We start from the raw sequence: 21,015 nt of genomic DNA, 5'->3' as shown, positions 1-21,015 counted from the left end.
CGTTGCTCAGCCGGTCTGGGCCAGTTGCTCGATCCGGTCGTGCAGGTGCTCGACGTGGTGTTCGGACTCCGGCTTCATGAGGACGCTACGGAGGATCCGGGCGCCGTCGGCATCCGCGGTGATCTTGGGGTGTCGGGCGGCGAACGCCTCGCGGCCGGCTTTGAGAGTGCTCAGGAAGACGGGGTCGGGGTTCGCCATGCCGTCCGCGAGGATGCGGGCGGATGCCGCGTCGATGCCGGTGAGGGTCGCCGGGTCGACGGCGGGGAAATAGGTGACGATGTCCAGCTGGGGTTGCTGGTAGAGCTCCAGGAGGTCGGATCCCTCGATCATTTCCGCCCACTTCAGCGCCGCTCGCCGGCCGGCGGCCAGGACCTGGCCGAGCCCGTCGCGGGTGGGCGGGAGAAGCTGGAAGGTCAGCCACAGGGCGGCCGCGGAGGCGCCGGCCCGGGAGCATTCCAGACTGATCTCGCCGAGGTGGAGTTCGGCCGAGGTGAAGTAGGTGTAGGGCGAGTCGTGGAGGTAGAAGCGGCCCACCTCGGGGTCGCGGAAGAGGACGGCGCCGCAGCCGTAGGGCTGGAGTCCGTGCTTGTGCGGGTCGACGACGATCGAGTCGGCCTGTGCCACGGCCCGCCAGGGCTCGGGTGACAGCGCCTCGGGGCCGTCGGCACCGGCGAGGAGGGTGAAGAAGCCGCCGTACGCGGCGTCGACGTGGATGCGGACGCCGTAGCGCTCGGCGAGGGGCAGGACCTCGTGGACGGGGTCGACGGCGCCGAGTCCGGTGGTGCCGGTGGTGAGGACGACGGTGCCCACGTCCCCGGTGCACAGCAGGTCCTCCAGCGCGTCGAGGTCCATGCGGCCCTGGCTGTCCGTGCGGACGGGGTGGCTCGTCATGTCCAGGACATGGCACATGCGGCCGTGGGTGTAGTGGGCGTCGGCGCTGTGGGCGACGCCCCGGCCGGGGTGGAGTTCGCGGGCGACGAAGAGGGCTTCGAGGTTGGCGATGGTGCCGCTGGTGGTGAGGTGGCCGAGGTGGGTGTCGTAGCCGAACATGGCGGCGAGCTGCGCGACCGCCTCGCGTTCCATCGCCGCGGTGGCGGGGCCGCCGTCCAGGGCGTGGTTGTTGGGGTTGATCAGCATGGCGGTGAGGTAGCCGACCACGGCCGCCGGGTGTGGGGGCTTGAGCATCTGGCCCGCGTAGTGGGGGTGGAAGAAGGGGTAGTTGTCCTTCAGTCGCCCGGTGAACTCCTCGAACGCCGCCGCGAAGCGGTCGTCGTCCACCTGGAGGGACGGGTGCGGCTGGTAGGGGCCGAACGTGTCGGCCCAGTCCTGTATCGCGTGCGTGGCTCGGCCGAGCCAGTGCTGCAGATCCACTGGACTTCCTCTCGCTCGTGCGTGTGCGCCCACTGTAGGATTTCGTTGACTAGTCAGCAATTGCTTGCTCAGTAATTGAGAAGGAAGTAGTCGAGGAAGCAGTAGATGAGGGAGCAGTAAGCTCGGCGGCGATGAACGCCACGCCTCAGCACCACGACGAGCACGAAGCCGCCCGCGCCGCCAACAGTCGGCTCGTGCGGGATTTCGGCCTGCTGATCAAGTCCGCCACCCGCCTGGAACAGCGGATCGACAGCGCGCTGCGGCGGGAGTGCGGGATCAGCCACACCATGCTTGAGGTGCTGATACGGCTGTGGCGCCAGCCCGGCGAGGAGGTCTCCCAGCGGCAGCTGGCCGACGACCTCACCCTGACCAGCAGTGGCACCACTCGGCTGATCGACCGTATGGAGGAAGCCGGCCTGGTCCGCCGCGTCCCGTCACCCGGGGACCGGAGGGTGGCCCTGGTGGAACCGACCGCCGAGGGACGCACGACGTTCCTGCGCGCGGCGGCCGTCCATGCCCAGGTGGTCGAGGAGTACTTCGTGAAGCCACTGGCAGCCGACGACTACGCACGGATGACCAGCGCGCTGAGCGAGATCACCAGGGCGCTTCGCGGCGACGCGGGCTGAAGAGCTTTCGAGCCGTGGCAACCCGCTACGACAAGAGTGCCTAGGTCGCAGCCCGCCGTATCAGCCAACATTCGCCCTGTTGCCTGATCGACCGCCTGCGGACTCGGCGAAGGACCGGTGTGCCGTGCGGATCAGAGCGTGGAGGGTGGTGAAGCCGCACTGGAGAGCCTGCTCGCCGAACATCCCGAGGTGACCGCTGTCTTCACCTTCAACGACATCATCGCCATCGGCGCGCTGCGTGGTGCGCGGCGGATCGGGCGCGTTCACCACCCGTACGAACTTCGCCCATACGGCTGCGTCTTTGACTGCCGCGTGGAAGAGGCGTGTGTTGTACCAGTGGGCGAAGCGTGCGGCCAGGGGCCGGCGGTCGGGGTTCCACATGAGGTCGGAGTTGGTGGCGAGCGTCCAGGGGCCGATCAGCAGGCGGCCCAGCTTCTTCTGGAACTGGCCGGCGAGGCCGTCCAGTCGCCGCAGAGTGCTGTGCCGGGCGAGCATCCTGTGCAGCTGTTCTGCTTCCATCACGGCGACGGTCAGGCCCTGGCCGTAGACGGGGTTGAAGACGCAGACGGCGTCGCCGAGGGCGATGAGCCGGTCGGGCCAGTGTCTGACGGCTGGTAGGGCCGCCACTGGTTGTCGACGTTGGTGTAGCGACAGGTGGGTTCCTGGACGGTGCGTCGGCCGATCTGCTGGGCCAGGCGGGGGTTGTCGAGGCTTTCGGCAAAGGCGAGGTAGCCCTCGTCGTCGGTGGGCGGCTGATCCTGGAGGCGAACAGTGAGCAGGTCCACCGGTTGCGTTCGACGGCGAGGAGGGCTCCGGCCCGGGGCACGCGGGGGGCGAACAGCATCTGGTAGGCGATGTAGAAGTCCGGGTGGGCGGGGTGGCTCTCCGCTGGCCGGTCGAAGTTCGTCGACGTGTACGTGACCTTCGCTTTCACGGTCCGTTTCGGCGGCACGGTGATCCCCATCGTGTGCAGGCAGTCGGGCAGTGCGCTGGAGCGTCCGGAGGCGTCGACCACCAGGTCGGCCGGGATGTCGAAGGGGTCGGCGCCGAGCGGTCGGCACGTCACCCCGCTCACCCGGCCGGAGGCATCCCGGGTCAGGCCCGTACACGGGGTGGACGGTATGAGGGTGACCTCGGGGAGTGCGAGTACCTTGCGCCGAAGGCGGCGTTCGAGTTCGTCGCGGGTGAAGGTCTGGATCCGGACGCCGGTGCGTTTGCTAGGTGCGAGTCCCACGGGGAGCAGGAAGTCGATGCCTTCCCCGTAGTCGAAGACCGGTCCAGTTCCTTGCGCAGTCCGGGGATCCTCGTCGACGGCGTCCCGTGCCATCAGGACGACCTCTGAACATGCCGCGCCGGCTCGTCTCCCGGCCGGGCGTGTCGGGCGAGAACCTGTGGCATGTAGTGCAGGACTGCGTGGCCCCGCCCCAGAGTCTGAGGGAGAAGTTCCGTAGCGCCTGGGAGGGGCCGCCTCCTCCGGAAAAGCCCTGGACGTCGGTTGCCAAGGCATGAGGGACGCGTCCGGAAACGTACTGGCGGAGAGGGCAGGATTCGAACCTGCGTGGGCCTTGTGGGGCCCGACCTTGAGGCGTGCTCGCTGGTCCCCGATCAACCACTCCGGGCACCTCTCCCTGCTCCCGGCCTCGGGGTGTCCCGCGCCGTTCACGGGAACAACTTTGGCAGGGGCTTCTGACGGCGGCCTGATGTGCCTCTGACGCGGTTGCGGACTGTTGTGGGACTCTGCGGTCATACGCGGGCTGTACTGCCTGGTAACTTCTGCGGATGATCTTTTCCTCCCGCTTAAACCGTCTGGCGCGCCTCACACTGATATCCGCCCTCTCCCTGGCCGCGCTGCCCGCCGCACCCGCCACCGCCGCCGATTCGGCGACCCCCCATCTCGACGCCGTGGAACGCACCTTGCGCGAGGTCTCGCCCGGCTTCGAAGGTGACGTGTGGGAGCGGACGAGCGGGAACCAGCTCGACGCCGCGGCCGACGACCCCGCCGGCTGGCTGCTCCAGACGCCCGGCTGCTGGGGCGACGCCGACTGCAAGGACCGCGCCGGCACCAAGCGGCTGCTGGCCAAGATGACCGAGAACATTGCCCGGGCGACGCGGACCGTCGACATCTCCAGCCTCGCGCCCTTCCCGGACGGCGCCTTCCAGGACGCCATCGTCGCGGGCCTGAAGTCCTCCGTGGCCTCCGGGCACAAGCTCAAGGTCCGGGTCCTCGTCGGAGCCGCACCCGTCTACCACATGAACGTACTGCCCTCGAAGTACCGGGACGACCTGCGCAGCAAGCTCGGCCCGGCGGCCGACGCCATCACGCTCGACGTCGCGTCGATGACCACGTCGAAGACGGCCTTCTCGTGGAACCACTCCAAGCTCCTGGTCGTCGACGGCGATTCCGCCATCACCGGCGGCATCAACAACTGGAAGGGCGACTACCTCGACACCGCCCACCCGGTCACCGACGTCGACCTCGCCCTGACCGGCCCTGCCGCCGGCACAGCCGGCCGGTACCTGGACCAGCTGTGGACCTGGACCTGCCGCAACAAGAACAACATCGCGAGCGTCTGGTACGCCGCCTCGGGCAGCACGGACTGCATGGCAACCATGGAACGGGACACAAACCCCCGTGCCGTCCCTGCCACCGGCGACGTCCCGGTGATCGCCGTCGGCGGGCTCGGCGTGGGCATCGAGGACGCCGATCCCACCTCCACCTGGCATCCGGACCTGCCGGACACATCCGGCACCCGGTGCGTGATCGGGCTGCACGACAACACCAACGGGGACCGCGACTACGACACGGCCAACCCCGAGGAGAGCGCCCTGCGTTCACTGATCTCCAGCGCGGCCAGCCACATCGAGATCTCGCAGCAGGACCTCAACGCGACCTGCCCGCCGCTGCCCCGATACGACACCCGCGTCTACGACGCCCTCGCCGCGAAGCTCGCCGCCGGCGTCAAGGTACGCATCGTCGTCAGCGACCCCGCCAACCGGGGCGCCGTCGGCAGCGGCGGCTACTCCCAGATCAAGTCCCTCTCCGAGATCAGTGACGTACTGCGCAGCCGGCTCGCCCGCCTCACCGGCGACGAGCACAGCGCTACTACGGCACTCTGCTCCAACCTGCAGCTCGCGCCCTTCCGCAGCTCCCCGAGCGCGAAGTGGGCCGACGGGCACCCCTACGCCCAGCACCACAAGCTGGTCTCGGTCGACGGCTCGGCGTTCTACATCGGCTCGAAGAACCTGTACCCGGCGTGGTTGCAGGACTTCGGGTACATCGTCGAGAGCCCCCGGGCCGCCCAGCAGGTCGACGCCCAGCTGCTGAGTCCGCAGTGGACCTATTCCAAGGAGTCCGCCACGGTCGACTACGAGCGGGGGCTCTGCCGGATCTGAAGTCCCAGGACTCGCCCGGATGCGTGCGAGCTACTCGGCGATGCCTCTGGTGAGCAGGACGATGGTGACGAAGGTGCGGTACAGCCGGACCGGGTCGTCGTCGCGTACGTGGACGGTGAGTTCGTCCTCGCGGACCACGCCGTTGATCCAGGTCGCCATCTCGGCTAGGTCGGCGTTGCGGAAGCGGACGGTCAGGGTCGCGGGCAGGCCGATCGCGGGCAGTCGGGCGTCCGCGAGCCCCCGCACCGCGGCACTGGCGTTCTGCGCGATCACCTCTCGGGCCTCCTCCGGGTGCAGGCTGTCGGCGGCGAAGCGGGAGACCGAGGTCTTCACCACCGCCGCCCGGATGCCGGGGCAGAACGGCTCGATCTGCGCGGCGGTGACGTCGTCGCCGGTGATCAGCACGACCGGTACCCGGTGTCCGAGCGCGACCAGGGCGTTGATCCCGGCCTCCCCGGTCGGCACGCCGTTCAGCCGGACCTCGGCGATCGCGCGCGGGTTGTAGGTGTGCGACAGCGTGGCCGGGGCGCCGGACATGGAGCCGTGGTACGAGACGAAGAAGACCGCGTCGAACGACGCATCGAGCCCCTGCATCATGTACAGCGGTTTGTGCCGGCCGGACAGGTAACGTGCCCGGCGCGCCAGGCGGTCCGGCCGCAGGTTGGACATCGCCGAGTGCGAGTCGTTGACCAGGAACTCCCGTGCACCGGCTGCCCCCGCGCCCTCGATCGCCGCGTTGACCTCCTGCTGCAGCAGCTCCCGGTAGTGGCCGTACTCGGAGCCCGACGGCCGGCACTGGTCCCAGTCGACGACCCCCGCGGTGCCCTCCATGTCCGACGAGATGAAGACCCTCATCCGTGTGCTCCCCTCAACAGCCGCCATCGGTTCGGGCGTTCAGGACCGGATCATCGCCCGTGGCCGGGTGGGTTCGGTAGTCGGCGCCCGGGTGGTTCCGGGCGGTGCGCCAGGGGTCAGGTGCCGGCCGATGCCTGCCGCAAGAGCGCCTGGGCTCCGGCAGAGCCCCTGAACTGCGAGCCGGGGATTGCAGCTGGCCGGTAGAGCCGCTTCACGCCTGCAGGGTTGTCCGCGCATGCGCCGGGAGGGCAGCGTGGAGCCAACGGAAAAGGAAGTAGACGGACGTACCGGGCCCAAGGTCTGACAGTCCCTCTTCCTTGCGCATCGTCTTTGGTGCGTTGTCAGATTCATTCGATCCATTCCAGGAGATTGATCATGCGGAATGTCAAATGGCCCTTCGCTGCCCTTGCAGGTCTCGCCCTGGCTCTGGGTGGTGCCGCTACGTCAGCCGTCGCCGCACCGGCGGGCGCTGTTCAGGACCACCAGCTTGGTCACGTCGTCAACTACGTCGACTTCGGACGCGGTCACGGCGGCCACGGCGGCCATGGCGGCGGCGATGGCGGTGACTGGGGCGGCTGGGGCCGCGACGGTGGCGGCGACGGCGGCTGGGGATGGTAGATCCATCGCCGAGGGGGCCGGCTCCGCAGCCGGCCCCCTTCCGCAGCCCGGCCGGCGGTCTGGCTGCGTCGTGCGCGGTCGTTCGGCACAAACGGCAGCTCCGCGCTGAGGGTTGTCCCTGCGGTGCGTGGACTGTCCAGGAACATCCTGCCGTCGAGCGCTTCCACACGGTCTTTGAGGCCCACGAGTCCGGTGCCGGCGGCGAAGTCGGCACCGCCGACACCGTCGTCCTCCACACGGACACGCAGTACTTCGGAGTCGGCGTCCACGGTGACGGTGACGGTCGAGGCCTGCGCGTGCTTCACCGCGTTCGTCAGTGCCTCGGAGACAACGTAGTACGCGCTGACTTCTACCTGCTCGGGCAGTCTTTCCCGGACGTGCACCGCGACGTCGACGGGGAGGGCCGATCGGCGGGCGAGCGCCTTGAGCGCGGGGGCGAGGCCGCCCTGAGCAAGGATCGCGGGATGGATGCCGTGCGCCACCTCACGGAGGTCGTCGAACGCGTCCGTGAGCCCGACGGCGACGTGGTGGAGTTCCGCGCGCAGCGCGCCGAGCTGCGGCGGAACCGTCAACTGCGCGTTCCTGAGCAGGAGAAGCAGCGAGACGAGCCGCTGCTGGACGCCGTCGTGCAGATCGCGTTCGATGCGACGGCGCTCCCCGTCGGCCGCGGTGACGATGCGGGCTCGTGAGGCGGTCAGTTCTGCGTCGGTCCTGGCGTTCTCGATGGCGATGGCGACCAGGTCGGTGAACGCGGCGATTTGCGACTCGGCATTCGCCGGGAAGGGGCCGTCGCTCGTCTTCGACGCGATGATCACCCCCCACAAGTGCCCGGCAACGAGGATCGGGTACCCGACCGACGAACGGATGCCCACCGCTCGCGCCTCCTGAACGATCGGACCCACGGCGCCCGCGAAGTCTTCGACGCGGACCGGATCGCACGTCCTCCGGACCTCGCGGGCGAGGCCCGGTCCGTCGAGGACTGGTCGAGTGCCGACGACCAGTGGATCCGGTCCGCCCGGGCGGATCCAGGAAGCGACGCCTCTGACGGTGCCGTGTGTCTCGTAACGCGCCATGCCGACCAGATCAGCGCCGCAGAGGAGGCCCACCTCGCGGGTGACGGCGTCGAACACCGTCGACGACCGAGCCGACCGTGCGACGAGTGTCGCGACCTCGCGCAACGCGGACTGCTCCCGGGACAGCCGTGCCGACTCCAGCGCGGTGCGCCGCAGCCGGGCCGACAGCTGTCGGACGACAGCCGCCATGAGGAGGAAGGTGCCCAGGGCGACAGCGCTCTGCGCGTCGACGATCTCGAACCCGTACGGCCTGGCGAACAGGTACACGCAGGCCGTCACATTCGGCAGTGACGTCACGACAGTGAGTGCGGTGCGTCGGCTCAGCATCTTCGACTCCGTGCCGACGACCATGAGAGCCTGCTGGTAGGCAGGTCGCCCCGCCCTGGGCCGGGAGGCCGGCCGTCCCTGCCGCACATGCCGGTGGAAGGCGCGCTATGACGCAGTTGCGGGTGGTTCTGGCCGACGACGACACCCTGCTCCGCCAGGGCCTGGCCGGCTTGCTCGAGCGGTCCGAGGTGTCCGTCGTGGGGCAGGCCGGGGACGGGGACGCACTGCTGCGACTCGTGCGGGAAACGGTGCCCGACCTGGTGGTGGTCGACATCCGCATGCCGCCGACCAACACCACGGAGGGACTGGAGGCGGCCCGCGTCATCCGCCGCGAGCTGCCGGACGTCGGCATCCTGGTCCTGTCCGCGCACGTCGAGGTCGAGCACGCCATGGACCTGTTGGCGGAGGGCCGACGGATCGGGTATCTGCTCAAGAGCCGGGTCGCCGACGTGGAGGAGTTCCTGGAGGCGGTCAGGAGGGTCGCCAAGGGCGGATCCGTCGTGGATCCCGCTCTGATCCAGGAACTGGTGTCGGCGCAGCGGCGCGAGAATCCGCTCGATGTGCTGAGCGACCGCGAGCGCGAGGTGCTGGCTCTGATGGCGGAGGGCCGGTCCAACGTCGGTATCGCACGCCGTCTCTGGGTCACCGAGGGCACCGTCGAGAAGCACGTGCACAGCATCCTCGGAAAACTGGGCCTGCCGGAATCCGACGACGACCACCGGCGAGTACGAGCCGTCCTCACCTTTCTGCAGGCCGCCTGACCTCGGGGCGAGCAGGATGTTCGCCGGGAACGACATCAGCATGTCGGCCGCTGCCCCTTCCGGCTCCCCGTCCCGCCCGGCCACCTGTGCTCCGTGTCGGCTCCGGTGCGAGTGCGGATCAGCGAGGTGGCCGCGGCGATGAGGGCCATGGCGATGGCCAGGGTGAAGACGACGATCAAGCCGTCGTGGAAGGGTCGGGAGATCAGGTGCGGGAAGAACTCCCGCCCGGTCAGAACGGCCGCGTCGGCTCGCGGGAGCCGGCCGAGGAGGGCTGGGCCGAGGAGTTGCCGGATCGGGTTGTAGCCGAGGAAGGCGGCGAACAGGACTCCTACCGGCGGCAGCGTGGCGACGGTGTGAGCGGCTGGGGCGGGCACGTTCTGGGCAGTGAGCCCGGAGCTGAGGGTGTGCGGCAGTGAGCCGGCGAGTCCGGCGACCATCAGGGAGAAGAAGACGCCCATGGACAGTACCGTGCCGGCGTTCTGGAAGGTGGCGCGCATGCCGGAGGCGGCGCCGCGGGCGTCCGGCGGAACGCTGGACATGATGATCGAGGTGTTGGGGGCGGCGAACAGCCCGTTGCCGAGGCCGTTGAGGAGGATCAGGGCTGCGAAGAGGCCGTACGGGAAGTCGGTGGGCAGGAGAAGCAGCCCGGCGAAGGAGGCGGCCGTCACGACGCACCCGGCGACGGCGAAGGGCCGGGCGCCCAATCTGTCCGACAGGGCTCCGGATACCGGTCCGGCCGCGAGGAAGCCGATGGTGAGGGGCAGCAGGTAGATGCCGGCCCACAGCGGGGTGCGGGCGTAGTCGAAGCCGTGGAGCGGCAGCCAGATGCCCTGCAGCCAGATGATGAGCATGAACTGCAGGCCACCGCGGGCGATCGCGCCCAGCAGGGTGGCCGCGTTGCCGCCGGCGAAGGCGGCGTTACGGAACAGCCGCAGCGGGAACATCGGTTCGGCGACGTTCATCTCCACGAGGCAGAAGAGGGCCAGGGTCAGCGTGCCGCCGACGAGGCCGGCGAGCACCCAGGGGTCGGTCCAGCCCATGGTGTGTCCGCCGTACGGCTGGATGCCGTAGGTGATGGCGGCCAGCAGTGCGGTCAGGCCGGCGGCGAAGGTGAGGTTGCCCCACCAGTCGATGCGTCCCGGGGCGCGCGTGCCCGTCTCGTGCAGCGACTTGTACGCCCACATGGTGCCGATCAGTCCGATCGGCACGTTGACCCAGAAGATGGAGCGCCAGTTCCACTCCACGAGCGCGCCGCCGAGGACCAGGCCGAGGAACGTGCCGGCGATGCCGGCGACCATGTTCACGCCGAGCGCCATGCCGCGCTGCCGGGTGGGGAAGGCGTCGGTGAGGATGGCGGTCGAGTTGGCCATCAGCATCGCACCGCCGACGGCCTGCACGATCCGCCATCCGATCAGCCACAGCGCCCCGGCCGAGCCGTGCAGCGGGTCGGCGGAGAGGATCACCGAGGTGACGGTGAAGATGACGAATCCCGCGTTGTAGATGCGTACCCGGCCGCGCATGTCGCCGAGTCGGCCGAGGGTGACGACCAGCATGGCGGTGACGAGCAGGTAGCCCATCAGCATCCACAGCAGGTAGCTGACGTTGCCCGGCCGGAGCGGGTCGAGACGGATGCCGGTGAAGATACCGGGCAGCGCGATCAGCACGATCGAGCCGTTGATGGTCGCGATCAGCACACCGAGCGTGGTGTTGGTCAGCGCCACCCATTTGTAGCGGGGGTGGTCGGCGTTGATCCAGGCACGGCGACAGCGGGGCCGAACACCGGGAGCGCTGCCCAGCGGGCGGGGGGTTTGGTCGGTGGTCACCGGCGGCCCTCCCTCCTTGCTTCCTGTGGGGCCTGCGGGTCAGTTCACGGTTGCCGGGCTGAGCGCGGGTGTGGCCGCGAAGGCGGCCCACGATGTGCGGTCGACGACCAGACGGCGCAGCATGCGTACCTGCCGAGGGGCGTTCCAGCCGAGTACGCCGACCACCCTCCCGCGGTGGCCGTAGGCGGCGGCGAAGTGGCCGTCCGACGGGTCGCCGTAGACGATCCGCATCTCCGCGTCCGGCGGGAAGATGCCGTACGCCTGGATCCTGGTCTCGTACTGGTCGGTCCAGAAGTAGGGCACGGGAGCGAACGGGGTGGCGTCGCCGAGCAGGTTGCCGGCCACGGCCATGGCCTGTTCGGTGGCGTTCATCCGGTGCTCCAGCCGCATGCGGCTGCCGAAGTGCGCATTGGGCCAGGAGGCGACGTCGCCGGCGGCGTGGATTCCGGGTGCCGCCTGGCAATACGCGTCGCACTCCACCCCGTCTCCCAGCCGCAGGCCCGAACCTTCCAGCCAGCCGGTCGCGGGCGCGGCGCCGAGGGCCAGGACGACGACGTCGGCCGGCAGCGTGGTGCCGTCGCCGAGTTCCACTCCGGTCACCCGGCCGCCGGCGCCGCGCAGCCGGCGTACCGGCACTCCGCAGCGCAGGCGTGTTCCGTGGTCTCTGTGCAACTCCGCGACGAGCGCACCGATCCGGTCCCCGAACGGGCGCCGCACCGGGACCGGCTCCGGCTCGATGACGGTCACCTCCAGGCCCATGGCCCGAGCGGCCGCGGCCACCTCGGTACCGAGGAATCCGGCACCGACCACGACCACCCGGGGCCCGGATCGCAGCGCGGCGCGCAGGGCGATCGCGTCGTCGAGCGTGCGCAGGACGTGGACTCCGGCCAGATCGCTGTCGGGCAGGCGCCGGGGAGCCACACCGGTGGCGATGACCAGCGCGTCGAAGCCGATGCTCTCGCCGCCTCCCAGGCGCACCCGGCGGCCCGGGACGTCGAGGGCGACGGCGCGCTGTCCGAGCCGCAGGTCGGCCCGCAGCCGCGCGAGATCCGACAGGGAGCGCAGGGTGGCGCGTTCGGGCCCCCAGGCGCCGGTCAGGATCTGCTTGGACAGCGGGGGCCGGTCGTACGGCGGATGGGGCTCCTCGCCGATCAGGGTGAGGTGACCGTCCCAGCCGCGGCGACGGAGGGTCTCGGCCGCGGTCAGGCCGGCGGCCGAGGCTCCCACGATGATGATCCGGTTCACTCCTCCTTCTCCTCTTCTTCCACCCAGATCGCCTGGGCCGGACAGAGGGTGACGGCCTGCCGGACGTCGTCCGCGAGGCCCTCGGGCGGGTTCTCGGCGAGGAGTACGACGATGCCGTCCTCCTCGCGCTGGTCGAACACCTCCGGTGCGCTCAGCACGCACTGCCCGGAGGCCACACACTTGTTCTGGTCGACGATCACCTTCATCGGATCCTCCTTCTCCGTGCGGCACTTGGCCGCGCTCACCAGGTGACGGGCAGCTCGTAGACGCCGTAGACGTTCCCGTCGTGCTTGAACGGGATCTCGTCGACATCGACGGCGAGCTTCAACGTGGGGATGCGGCGGTACAGGGTGCTGTAGACGACCTGCAGCTCCACCCGGGCCAGTGGCTGGCCCAGGCACTGGTGGACGCCGAAGCCGAAGGCCACGTGGTGGCGGGGGTTGCGGTCGATGTCCAGCCGGTCGGGGGCGGGGAAGGCCGCGGGATCGCGGTTCGCGACGTCGTTGGAGAGGACGACGCCCTCGCCGGTGCGGATGGTCACGCCGCCGACCTCGATGTCCGCCAGGGCCACCCGGCGGCGTCCGCTGTGCACGATGGTGAGGTAGCGCAGGAGTTCCTCGACCGCCGAGGCGACGGTCTTCGGGTCGTCGCTCTCGCGCAGCCGGGCCAGCTGGTCCGGGTTCTGCAGGAGGGCCAGGGTGCCCAGCGCGATCATGTTCGCGGTGGTCTCGTGCCCGGCGGTCAGCAGCAGCATCCCCATGCCGGCCGCTTCACGCCGGGAGAGCTCGCCGGCCCTGACCCGCGCGGCCAGCGTGGAGAGCACGTCGTCGGCCGGGTGGGCGAGCTTGACGCCGATCTGCCGGTCCAGGTAGTCGAGCAGCTGCTGTGTGGCCACCCGCGCCTGCTCAACGGTGCTGGTGCGCTTGATCAGGATCTTGCTGTTGGCCTGGAAGAAGTCGTGGTCGGCGTACGGAACGCCGAGCAGCTCGCAGATCACCAGTGACGGCACCGGCAACGCGAACGCCTGTACCAGGTCCACCGGCTTGGGCCCGGCGAGCATGGTGTCGATCAGGCCGTCGACGATCTTCTGAATGGCGGGCCGCAACGCCTCCACCTGCCTGATGGAGAAGGCCGCGGTCACCATTCGGCGAAGCCGGGCGTGCTCCGGATCGTCCATGTTGATGAAGGTCCGCGACTGCCTCCGGCGCTCCTTCTGGGCCGGGCTCAGATGGGGGTAGTGCGGGAGGTTGCTCTCCGAGCTGATCCGCGGATCGGCCAGCAGGGCCCGTACGTCGTCGTAGCGGGTGACCAGCCACGGGGTGCTGCCGTCCCACAGCCGCACCCGGCTGATCGGGGCCTGGTCCTGCAGGGTGTGCAGGGCCGGCGGCGGATCGAAGGGGCAGCGGGCAGCCCGGGTCATGGGGTAGTCCGGTACCTGCGTCGACGGCACATCGGTGCCGGGTGCCGAGAAGGTGTTCATGGTTCTCCGCCCTTTCCGTAGTCGGATATGGGGGCAGTGCCGGAACCGGGCCCTGGCGCGCGCGGGGCGCGACGGAGCAGGTCCGGCCTGCGGGAGGAGACACCGAAGAGCGCAGCCAGGAGGCTCAGGAGGCTGATTCGCCGCCGGAAACGCGGGGTTGTGGGGTGGCTTGGACCATCCGCCGCACGATGGGCAGAGCCGTGCGCATGGCCTCGCCCAGCGCCCGCACGTCCTGCTCGGGCAACGCGGCCAGCATGTCGGCCACCCGGGCACACTGCGCGCGCCGGCGCTCGGCCATCAGCTCTCGCCCGGCTTCCGTGATGGCAACGAGGCGGACCCGCCCGTCTTCGGGATGGCTCACTCGAGTGGCCAGGCCCTGATCTTCCAGCCGATGCACCAGGGCTGTCATCGACGGTTGGGCGATACCCTCCGCCGCTGCCAGCGCGGTCAGCCTGATCGGACCTTCCCGCTCCAGCCGGCTGAGCGCCGCGGCGGTGGTCAGACTCATGCTCTGCCGCTCCGACAGAAGGTGTCTGACCATCCCGGTGGCCAGCTCGTTCAACGCCGCCGCCACCTCCTGGTGACCCTCTTCAGGTGTCTCATCCATACCCACATCCATATCACTCATCTATATAGGATGTCTATATTTCTGACCTATATAGACACTCTATATAGAGGAGTGATATAAATGCCGTAGCTCGTCAGGGGTTCCGGTGACAACCAAGGCGCCACGGCGGCGCCGGAGGAAGGTGATGACCGTGACCTGCACCTACACCCCAGAAGCACCCCCACGGCAGGGCCCCGCTCGCAGTCCGTCGGCATCCGTCGGCACATGGACCCTGGCGCACCGCCCGGAGGCCGCCGGAGAAGCCCGCAAGATCACCGAAGAGCTTCTGACTCAGTGGAGCGTCGCCGAGGACGCGGCCGACTCGGTCCTTCTGACCGTCTCCGAACTCGTCACCAACGCCGTGGAGCATGCCCGGCCCCCACTGAACTTCGGACTGAGGCACGACCCGGGCACCCAGCGAGTGCACATCGAGGTGTCCGACGGAGGCCCTGCCGCCATGGAAGGCGACTGGGCAGCCAGCTGCACCCCCGACGAGCACGGCCGCGGACTGGAGATTGTCGACCAGCTCACCGCCGCGCACGGCGACCGTGAGGAACCCGGACGCGCTGTCCACTGGGCCGACGTCACCAGCGTGCCCTGACGCGACCGCGCGGCAGCAGGCTGCGCCGGGTGACGGCACCAGCCGTCGCATGGAGCGTGACTGGTGCCGAGGACGGCGATTCTCCAGGAGAAGGCGCTGAAGCCGGCGTATGACATCAGGGAGGCGGCCACCGGCCAGGAGGTCATCCTCACCGTCCACAAGTTCAAGCACCCGTCTTCGCCCGGGCGTTCAAGGTCCGGGGTGTCCCCGTTCCGGCGATCGCGATGAAGCTGACGATCAAGACCGGCAAGAACGCGGGCAAGTACCCGTCGGCGCCCCGCTGTACCGGGCGCTCGCCGAAGCCGAGGAGACCGAAGCACGCCCCGCGCCGACCGACCTGGGTGGACCTCTCCGGGCCTGGCCGGACAGGTTCGCGGGGTAGGAGCAAGAGGTCGAGGCTGTCGGCACCGGCCACAGCTCTGGGGGCGGACAGCAGCACGCCCGGGGCGCTATCGGCCCTCCGGGTAGTCGACGGTGCGTTCGGCAGCCGCATCCCACGACAACCGTCGCGGGCCCCGCCTGCGACGAGCATCCCGCCGATGCTCAAGGGAACGGGCCACACGAGGTTCATACTCGCCCTCGAGAGGCATGGCATCCGTCCCCTCGTCGTCGGGATGTTCTCGCGCCGGGGGCGAAGCGGTTGAGCTCACGACCTGACTCACTTCGGGGCTTACGCGCCCTGCTCTGCGAGTGTGACCTTCCGGCCCGCGCGCGCCGCCTCTCGGACCCGTTCCAGCATGGCGTGCCGCCGTACGGCGTGCCGGAAGTCGGGAACGCCGTCCTCGTCCGGCGCAAGGCTCCCGATGATCTGGTCGCGCAGAAGCGCGTACTCGTGAGCGACGCTGCAGGCGGGCTCCGCGGATCGCTCGGTCCATTGCGTCAGCGAGCGCTGATAGCGGGCGGGAACCGGAAGTTCGGTCAACGCGCCCTCTTCTCCCCGGGCGCCGTACAGCTGCGTCCCCCCGTACCACCACTGAGCCTGTTCGGCCTTGACGACGAGATCACCCTCCGTGCCGTTGATCTCCCAGTGAAACGCAGTGGCGCGGGACGTTCCACCGCGGAAGTGCACCGCAGCCACGGCCCCCGACTCCAGCACCCCCGTGACGGCGATCTGGTCCTCTGCGCTCTTGGCCGCGACCGCCCCGCTCGTGACGTGGGTGACCTCCGGGCGCAGGTTCTCGATGAGAGCCGACACCTCGCGGAACTCCCCGAGCACCATGGCCAGCGCGTCGACCGAGTGCCCGAAGGGGATCGACAGCAGCGTGGCGCCGCTCGTGGCGTCCAGCACGTACGCATAGTTGTCGTCGTACGTGGCGCCCCCGATCCAGCCCGACCCAAGCATGCTGGTCGACAGCACGCGCCCTACGTAGCCGTCGGCGACCAGGTCCCGCAGATACCGAAGCGACGGAGCCGACCGGGCCTGCAGACCGACAGCCGTAAGCACACCCCTGCGATGCGCGAGGTCGGCCAGTTCCTCGGCCTGCGCGAGGTCGGCACCGAGCGGCCACTCGCTGAACACCATCTTCCCCGCTTCCAGCGCGGGTCGGATGAGCTCCAGGTGATGCGGAACCTTCACCGTCACCACCACGAGGTCCACTTCCTCACTGCGGGCCAGCTCCTCTGCGCTGGCGAAGGCCAGCGGCACCGCATACTTCTCGCCGGCCGCACGCGCCGATTCGGCGGTGCTGGCGCTCAGCGCCCGCAACTCGTATCCGTCGAGCCCGGCGAGCGCCGGCACATGGGCGGTGGCCGCCCACCCGCCGCTCGCGCTCAGCCCCACGACACCGACACGAATCAGCTCCCGATGAGGGGAAGTGGACGTCATGTGCACCCCAGCGTTCGCGACCGCCTGCTCTCTCACCCCAAAACGGCTCATAGCCATGGAGGACACGGTCCAAGCATCACGTTCAGCCACATGTCGGTTGGTTCGCCGTTCGCCAACGGCACCTCAACTCGGCGAGTTCGCTCCGCCGCGCCCACCCTGCGGCTCGTCGGCGCCTTCGGACCGGCCGAGGAACAACCGAACGAACGGCCGCCGCTGAACCCGCCGAAGTGCGGACGGCGACGGGGCTTCTGCCCTGGTGGCTGCGACAGGGCTGGATCGACGCTGATCCGACCCTCGACATCGAGCGGCGCCCGTGGCCGCCGGACAGGACGAAGGCGCTCTCCCTCGCCCAGGTCGGCGCCGTCTGGCGTCTGGAGATGCTTGCGGGAGAGGACCCTGTGGCGGCTGCTGTACGAGAGCGCGGTCCGGGCGGCGGAGGTGCTCTGCCTCAACACCCTCGGCGGTGATCTTGCCGTGTTTGGTCGGCGGTGAGCGGATCCACTGGCAGTCCGGCGCCGCCCAGCTGCTGGCCCGCCTGATCGCCCGCCGCACCGAGGGGCCGCTGTTCCGCACCGAGCGGCGCGCCCCCGACGGCACCCCGACCAACGACGTCTTCCCCGTCACGGGACGTGCCCGGCTGTCCTACCGGCGGGCGGAGGAGATCTTCGAGGGGACCACCCAGGGGCTTGCCAACCCGCTCGCCCGCCCCGAGCAGTGGGACGACCTGCGGGGCTGGACGCTGCACCGCCGGCGGCACAGCGCGCTCACCCATGACGCCGAGTCCGGCACCAGCACGGCGATGCTGCCCGCTCGCCCCCGCGATGCCTCCGTCCGCTGCCTGGAGCGGTACGCACGCCCCGGCGTCGACCCCAACCAGGAGCCCGACCACGGATCCGGCCGTGCAGCGTCCAGCCCCGACCCTGGCTGATGGGTGCTTGAGATCCCGAGGGGTGGGCTCAACTAGGACAGGTTCCGGCCTACTTGATGCCTACTGTCGTCGTACCGCGCGGGGAGCCGCGGAAGAGTGACGACGGAAGGGGACACCGATGAAGCACACCGCGCCCGATGGATACACCAGTGTGGCGCCGTGGGTGGTCACCGACGACACGGGAGCGCTGCTCGACTTCGTCGCCGCTGCCTTCGGAGGTGAGGAACTGGCCCGGGTGCCGGTGGAGGACGGCACTATCGGCCACGGCGAGATCCGGGTCGCAGACACGGTCGTTCTGGCCTTCGACCGCCGCCCCGACTGGCCCGTCATGCTCTCGCTGCTGCGGATCTACGTCCCCGACGCGGACGCGGCGATGGCGGCCGCCGTGGCTCACGGGGCGCAGGTGATCACTGAGGTCAGCGACAGCGCGTGGGGTGACCGCGGCGGCAGGGTCCGCGACCCGTTCGGCAACATCTGGTGGGTGGTGAGCCGCGTTGAGGAGGTCGCCCCGGACACGGCCTGGCAGCGCATGTTCGAGCCGAAGTACGCCGAGTCGATGCGCACGGCACAGGAAACCCTGGATGCCGCGCTCAGCGGGCGGGAGTCGGGGATCTCCAGTGCCCCGCTGCGGCCGGCCGACTGACGCCCGGTACTGCGCGGCTGACGAAGGGCCCTCTGGAAGAGACCGTGCGTGCAGCAACGCATGTTCGGCAGTGGAGGACGCAGGTGGTCTGGGGCAGGACGGTGAGCCCTGCGTCCAGCGGTGTGAGAGCAGACGTCGTAGGAGAGGGGGCAGATGCTGCTGCTGGTACCCGTCACGTATTCGAGGGCTGCGGTAGCCCTGCCGTGACGTGACGCGGGCCCGGCCATGGACGACCTCGCACGTGCGGTCGGCTCAGAGGCTCCCTGGGCGGACCAGTCCGGTCCTTTTGACCCCGGTCAGGATGGGGGTGACCTCGATGGTGGTGATGTGTGCGAGGGCGCCGATCGTGTCGCTCAGGAAGTGGTAGAGCGCGTTGAGGTCGGCTGCGGCGACGGCCACTAGGAGGTTGGCCGAACCGGTGGTGGCGGAGGCGAAGCGGACTTGTGGGTGGCGGCTGAGCTGATGACCCGTCTCCTCCAGGCCGCCGGGCGCGACGGTGATCCACAGGAGTGCCTCCGTGCGGATGCCCAGCCGGGCGAGGTCGACTTCGGTCGCGAGCCTGAGGACCTGGCCGCCCACCAATGCCTCCAGCCGGCGGCGGGCGGTGAGGGGGGTGGTGTCGGCGCGGCGGGCGAGATCGGTGTAGGAGGCTCGTCCGTCCTCGATCAGCGCGGCGATCAGCTGGTGGTCGACGGGCAGGAGGGTGGAGGGGGTGGGTGCGGCAGGTATGTCCGGCCGCAGGCCGGTCAGCTCGGCTTCCGACAGCAGGCCGCCGCTCCAGTCGAAGGCGGCTGGGAAGACCCGCAGGAGGACATGAGAGGTCCACGACTGGACGGCGGGTGTCGCGGGAAGATCGCGCAGCAGCAGCGCGTTGCGTGCGTCCGGCCCGTCCAGGAACAGGATGGTGCAGATTTCGTCCCCGCCGCCGAGGACGTCCACCCAGATGGTGTCGGGGCGGCGGGCCAGGGTGGCGGCGATGGAGCTGATCCGGTTGGGCCGGCATCGGATGCGCAGGGCCAGCGGAATCAGGTCAGGGAACCACACGGGGTTGCGTACGGCCGTGGCGCGCAGCGTTCCGTCGTGGAACAGCGGTGCCGCGCGACGCACCACGGTGCGCTCCGAGGTGCCCAGGACGCGGCCGACCGTGCGCCACGAGGCGCGTGGGGAGGCCAGCATCGCAGCGGCGATACGACTGTCCGTTTCATTCAGGAGATGGCTCACTTTCTCCATATTCCTAGATCGTATGTCCTTTATTCGCGCCTCAGGATGCTCTTCCTGGGTCAGATCGATGCTCGCGGAGAGAAACGACCCAGAGCAACCGAGGCGAGAGAGGTGAGCACGATGACGGGTATGGAGCACCGGATCGTGGAGGCGGACCGAGGCAAGGTCAGGGGAGTCGCGAAGGGCGAGGTGATCTCCTTCCGGGGAATCCCCTATGCGGCGTCGCCGGTCGGTGAGCTGCGTTTCGCGCCGCCCCAGCCGCACCCGGGATGGACCGGGGTGCGGGAGGCGGTGCACGCCGGACCGGCTGTCCCGCAGGCGGCCTCCCGGCTGGAACGGGTGATGGGGACCCGCGTGCCGGACTGGAACGAGGACGGCAGCCTGACCGTCAACGTCCACAGTCCGCTGCGGGCAGTCGAGGGCGGTGCGGCCCGCCCGGTCCTGGTGTGGTGGCACGGGGGCGGCTTCACCAGCGGCTCCGGCGGATGGGACTGGTACGACGGGGGCCGGCTGGCCGCACTGGGCGACATGGTGGTGGTGACCGCGAACTACCGGGTGGGCCCCCTCGGCTACCTGTACCTGCCGGAGATCGGCGCCGCCAACCTCGGTTCCCAGGACCAGGCCGCCGTGCTGCGCTGGGTGCGGGACAACATCGCCTCCTTCGGCGGCGATCCGCGCAATGTGACGGTCGGCGGGCAGTCGGCCGGAGCGTACTCGGCCCTGTCGCTGGCGCTCGATCCGCAGACGACGGGACTCGTCAGCCGCGTGCTGCTCCAAAGCGGTCCCTTCGGTCTGCCGCCGCAGGACCCGCAGAACGCGGCCGAGAACGCCGAGGCGTACCTGCGGCTGCTCGATGTGCCGGGCGGAGCGGACGCCGCAAAGGTACTGCGCGCACTGCCCGTTGAGCAGTTGCTGTCCGCCTACGGCCGGTTCGCGGGGCGACTCGCGCGTCCGGGCAACGCTGCCCCGCCGATGTATCCGGTGCTCGGCGGCCCTGGTGTTCCCCGCGCCTGGCAGCGGGCGCTTGCGGACGGCGCCCTGGAGGGCAAGGGGCTGCTGATCGGTACCACCCGGGACGAGGCGACGGCCTTCTACGCCTTCGACCCGCGCATCCAGACGCTCACCTCCGCCGGCGCGCTGGCCATCCTGACCGGCCAGATCGGCGAGCAGGCCAACGAGATCTACCAGCGGCATGCCGCCCGGCTTCCGCAGGCCACGCCGGCGCAGATCTTCACCGCGGTGCAGACCGATGAGCTGTTCCGCAACGGTTCGCTGCAGATCGCCGACCACCACGCGGCCGGCGGCAACGCGACCTACGTCTACCAGTTCGACTACCAGCCGGCCGAGGACGCCCATGCCCTGGGCGCCACCCACTGCGCCGAACTGCCCTTCCTCTTCAACACCTTCGACGCCTACCCGGACAGTCCGATGCTGGGCAAGCCCACAGCCGCCGAGCGGGCCATGGGACACACCTTCGCGACCGCGGTCGCCGAGTTCGTCACGACCGGATCGGTGAACGACTGGCTGCCCTACGCGCCCGCAACGGCCGCCCGCATCCGGCACTTCGGCTGAACCGGCAACCCTCTACCCCGGTGGCCGACCAGCTCGGCGTCCAGGC

General features: G+C 69.8%; 18 protein-coding genes and 1 pseudogene. 8 read left to right on the top strand and 11 right to left on the bottom strand.

The features are described from left to right. Positions 1–6 precede the first annotated feature (6 nt). Positions 7–1,371 carry an aminotransferase class I/II-fold pyridoxal phosphate-dependent enzyme gene (locus tag CRP49_RS38165; RefSeq protein ID WP_097257985.1) on the bottom strand — a complete coding sequence of 455 codons (1,365 nt, stop codon included), beginning with the start codon at positions 1,369–1,371 and terminating at the stop codon, positions 7–9. A 131-nt stretch (positions 1,372–1,502) separates the two neighbouring features. Here CRP49_RS38165 and CRP49_RS38160 point away from each other — a divergent pair, with 131 nt between their 5' ends. Further along, positions 1,503–1,997, top strand: coding sequence for a MarR family winged helix-turn-helix transcriptional regulator (locus tag CRP49_RS38160; RefSeq protein WP_097257984.1), 495 nt, complete (start codon positions 1,503–1,505; stop codon positions 1,995–1,997). A gap of 117 nt (positions 1,998–2,114) precedes the next feature. Continuing rightward, positions 2,115–2,615, top strand: coding sequence for a hypothetical protein (locus CRP49_RS49430; RefSeq protein ID WP_373560421.1), 501 nt, complete (start codon positions 2,115–2,117; stop codon positions 2,613–2,615). Positions 2,616–3,527: 912 nt separating this feature from the next. Here CRP49_RS49430 and CRP49_RS47240 read toward each other — a convergent pair. After that, a pseudogene (locus tag CRP49_RS47240) lies at positions 3,528–3,625 on the bottom strand. Between the two features lie 151 nt (positions 3,626–3,776). Here CRP49_RS47240 and CRP49_RS38145 point away from each other — a divergent pair. Beyond that, positions 3,777–5,390, top strand: a complete 1,614-nt coding sequence (locus tag CRP49_RS38145) for a phospholipase D-like domain-containing protein (RefSeq protein ID WP_097257982.1) — start codon at positions 3,777–3,779, stop codon at positions 5,388–5,390. 30 nt (positions 5,391–5,420) lie between these two features. On the opposite strand, the gene CRP49_RS38140 is transcribed toward CRP49_RS38145, so the two are convergent. Both CRP49_RS38140 and CRP49_RS38135 read right to left on the bottom strand, forming a co-directional pair. Next, positions 5,421–6,245 carry a M55 family metallopeptidase gene (locus tag CRP49_RS38140; protein ID WP_097257981.1) on the bottom strand — a complete coding sequence of 275 codons (825 nt, stop codon included), beginning with the start codon at positions 6,243–6,245 and terminating at the stop codon, positions 5,421–5,423. Positions 6,246–6,769: 524 nt separating this feature from the next. After that, entirely contained in the window at positions 6,770–8,287 is a 1,518-nt protein-coding gene (locus CRP49_RS38135; protein WP_097257980.1) for a GAF domain-containing protein, read from the bottom strand. 83 nt (positions 8,288–8,370) lie between these two features. Between CRP49_RS38135 and CRP49_RS38130 the strand changes: the two genes are divergently transcribed. Further along, positions 8,371–9,024, top strand: a complete 654-nt coding sequence (locus CRP49_RS38130) for a response regulator transcription factor (RefSeq protein WP_097257979.1) — start codon at positions 8,371–8,373, stop codon at positions 9,022–9,024. Between the two features lie 35 nt (positions 9,025–9,059). Here CRP49_RS38130 and CRP49_RS38125 read toward each other — a convergent pair whose 3' ends face one another. The 5 genes from CRP49_RS38125 to CRP49_RS38105 form a co-directional block, all read right to left on the bottom strand. Next, positions 9,060–10,820, bottom strand: coding sequence for an MFS transporter (locus CRP49_RS38125; protein ID WP_097259249.1), 1,761 nt, complete (start codon positions 10,818–10,820; stop codon positions 9,060–9,062). Between the two features lie 66 nt (positions 10,821–10,886). Further along, a complete protein-coding gene (locus tag CRP49_RS38120; RefSeq protein ID WP_218893015.1) occupies positions 10,887–12,092 on the bottom strand; it encodes an NAD(P)/FAD-dependent oxidoreductase in 1,206 nt (401 codons plus the stop codon). Further along, positions 12,089–12,298, bottom strand: a complete 210-nt coding sequence (locus CRP49_RS38115) for a ferredoxin (protein WP_097259247.1) — start codon at positions 12,296–12,298, stop codon at positions 12,089–12,091. Before CRP49_RS38115 ends, CRP49_RS38120 begins: the two co-directional genes overlap by 4 nt. 35 nt (positions 12,299–12,333) lie before the next feature. Then, a complete protein-coding gene (locus CRP49_RS38110) occupies positions 12,334–13,572 on the bottom strand; it encodes a cytochrome P450 (protein ID WP_097257978.1) in 1,239 nt (412 codons plus the stop codon). Between the two features lie 124 nt (positions 13,573–13,696). Beyond that, complete coding sequence (locus tag CRP49_RS38105) at positions 13,697–14,200, bottom strand: MarR family winged helix-turn-helix transcriptional regulator (RefSeq protein WP_179851976.1); 504 nt, start codon at positions 14,198–14,200, stop codon at positions 13,697–13,699. A gap of 130 nt (positions 14,201–14,330) precedes the next feature. On the opposite strand from CRP49_RS38105, the gene CRP49_RS38100 reads away from it, so the two are divergent. Beyond that, a complete protein-coding gene (locus CRP49_RS38100) occupies positions 14,331–14,780 on the top strand; it encodes an ATP-binding protein (RefSeq protein WP_257033765.1) in 450 nt (149 codons plus the stop codon). Positions 14,781–15,450: 670 nt separating this feature from the next. Here the strand turns inward: CRP49_RS38100 and CRP49_RS38090 are convergent. Beyond that, positions 15,451–16,662: a Gfo/Idh/MocA family protein gene (locus CRP49_RS38090; RefSeq protein ID WP_306459795.1), complete on the bottom strand. Its 1,212-nt coding sequence runs from the start codon at positions 16,660–16,662 to the stop codon at positions 15,451–15,453. Positions 16,663–17,068: 406 nt separating this feature from the next. Here CRP49_RS38090 and CRP49_RS38085 point away from each other — a divergent pair, with 406 nt between their 5' ends. Then, positions 17,069–17,533, top strand: coding sequence for a site-specific integrase (locus CRP49_RS38085; RefSeq protein ID WP_257033764.1), 465 nt, complete (start codon positions 17,069–17,071; stop codon positions 17,531–17,533). Positions 17,534–17,651: 118 nt separating this feature from the next. Further along, positions 17,652–18,176 carry a VOC family protein gene (locus tag CRP49_RS38080; protein WP_097257975.1) on the top strand — a complete coding sequence of 175 codons (525 nt, stop codon included), beginning with the start codon at positions 17,652–17,654 and terminating at the stop codon, positions 18,174–18,176. A 252-nt stretch (positions 18,177–18,428) separates the two neighbouring features. Here the strand turns inward: CRP49_RS38080 and CRP49_RS38075 are convergent, their stop codons facing one another. Continuing rightward, positions 18,429–19,406 (bottom strand): Lrp/AsnC ligand binding domain-containing protein, encoded by a 978-nt coding sequence (locus CRP49_RS38075; RefSeq protein WP_179851975.1) that lies wholly within the window; start codon positions 19,404–19,406, stop codon positions 18,429–18,431. Positions 19,407–19,517: 111 nt separating this feature from the next. On the opposite strand from CRP49_RS38075, the gene CRP49_RS38070 reads away from it, so the two are divergent. Next, positions 19,518–20,969, top strand: coding sequence for a carboxylesterase/lipase family protein (locus CRP49_RS38070; RefSeq protein ID WP_097257974.1), 1,452 nt, complete (start codon positions 19,518–19,520; stop codon positions 20,967–20,969). Positions 20,970–21,015: the final 46 nt, after the last annotated feature.

This window comes from Streptomyces sp. Ag109_G2-15, assembly GCF_900215565.1.
In the GTDB taxonomy this organism is placed as follows: Bacteria; Actinomycetota; Actinomycetes; order Streptomycetales; family Streptomycetaceae; genus Streptomyces; species Streptomyces diastatochromogenes.
Note: the sequence above shows the minus strand (reverse complement) of the source record. Positions and strands in the feature narration are given on the sequence as shown.

Coding starts and splice junctions, on each gene's coding strand:
- CRP49_RS38135 (WP_097257980.1), bottom strand. CDS start 8,287: ATGGTCGTCGGCACGGAGTCGAAGATGCTGAGCCGACGCACCGCACTC.
- CRP49_RS38110 (WP_097257978.1), bottom strand. CDS start 13,572: ATGAACACCTTCTCGGCACCCGGCACCGATGTGCCGTCGACGCAGGTA.
- CRP49_RS38075 (WP_179851975.1), bottom strand. CDS start 19,406: ATGGAGAAAGTGAGCCATCTCCTGAATGAAACGGACAGTCGTATCGCC.
- CRP49_RS38140 (WP_097257981.1), bottom strand. CDS start 6,245: ATGAGGGTCTTCATCTCGTCGGACATGGAGGGCACCGCGGGGGTCGTC.
- CRP49_RS38090 (WP_306459795.1), bottom strand. CDS start 16,662: ATGGCTATGAGCCGTTTTGGGGTGAGAGAGCAGGCGGTCGCGAACGCT.
- CRP49_RS38070 (WP_097257974.1), top strand. CDS start 19,518: ATGACGGGTATGGAGCACCGGATCGTGGAGGCGGACCGAGGCAAGGTC.
- CRP49_RS38080 (WP_097257975.1), top strand. CDS start 17,652: ATGAAGCACACCGCGCCCGATGGATACACCAGTGTGGCGCCGTGGGTG.
- CRP49_RS38115 (WP_097259247.1), bottom strand. CDS start 12,298: ATGAAGGTGATCGTCGACCAGAACAAGTGTGTGGCCTCCGGGCAGTGC.
- CRP49_RS38130 (WP_097257979.1), top strand. CDS start 8,371: ATGACGCAGTTGCGGGTGGTTCTGGCCGACGACGACACCCTGCTCCGC.
- CRP49_RS38160 (WP_097257984.1), top strand. CDS start 1,503: ATGAACGCCACGCCTCAGCACCACGACGAGCACGAAGCCGCCCGCGCC.
- CRP49_RS38145 (WP_097257982.1), top strand. CDS start 3,777: ATGATCTTTTCCTCCCGCTTAAACCGTCTGGCGCGCCTCACACTGATA.
- CRP49_RS38105 (WP_179851976.1), bottom strand. CDS start 14,200: ATGAGTGATATGGATGTGGGTATGGATGAGACACCTGAAGAGGGTCAC.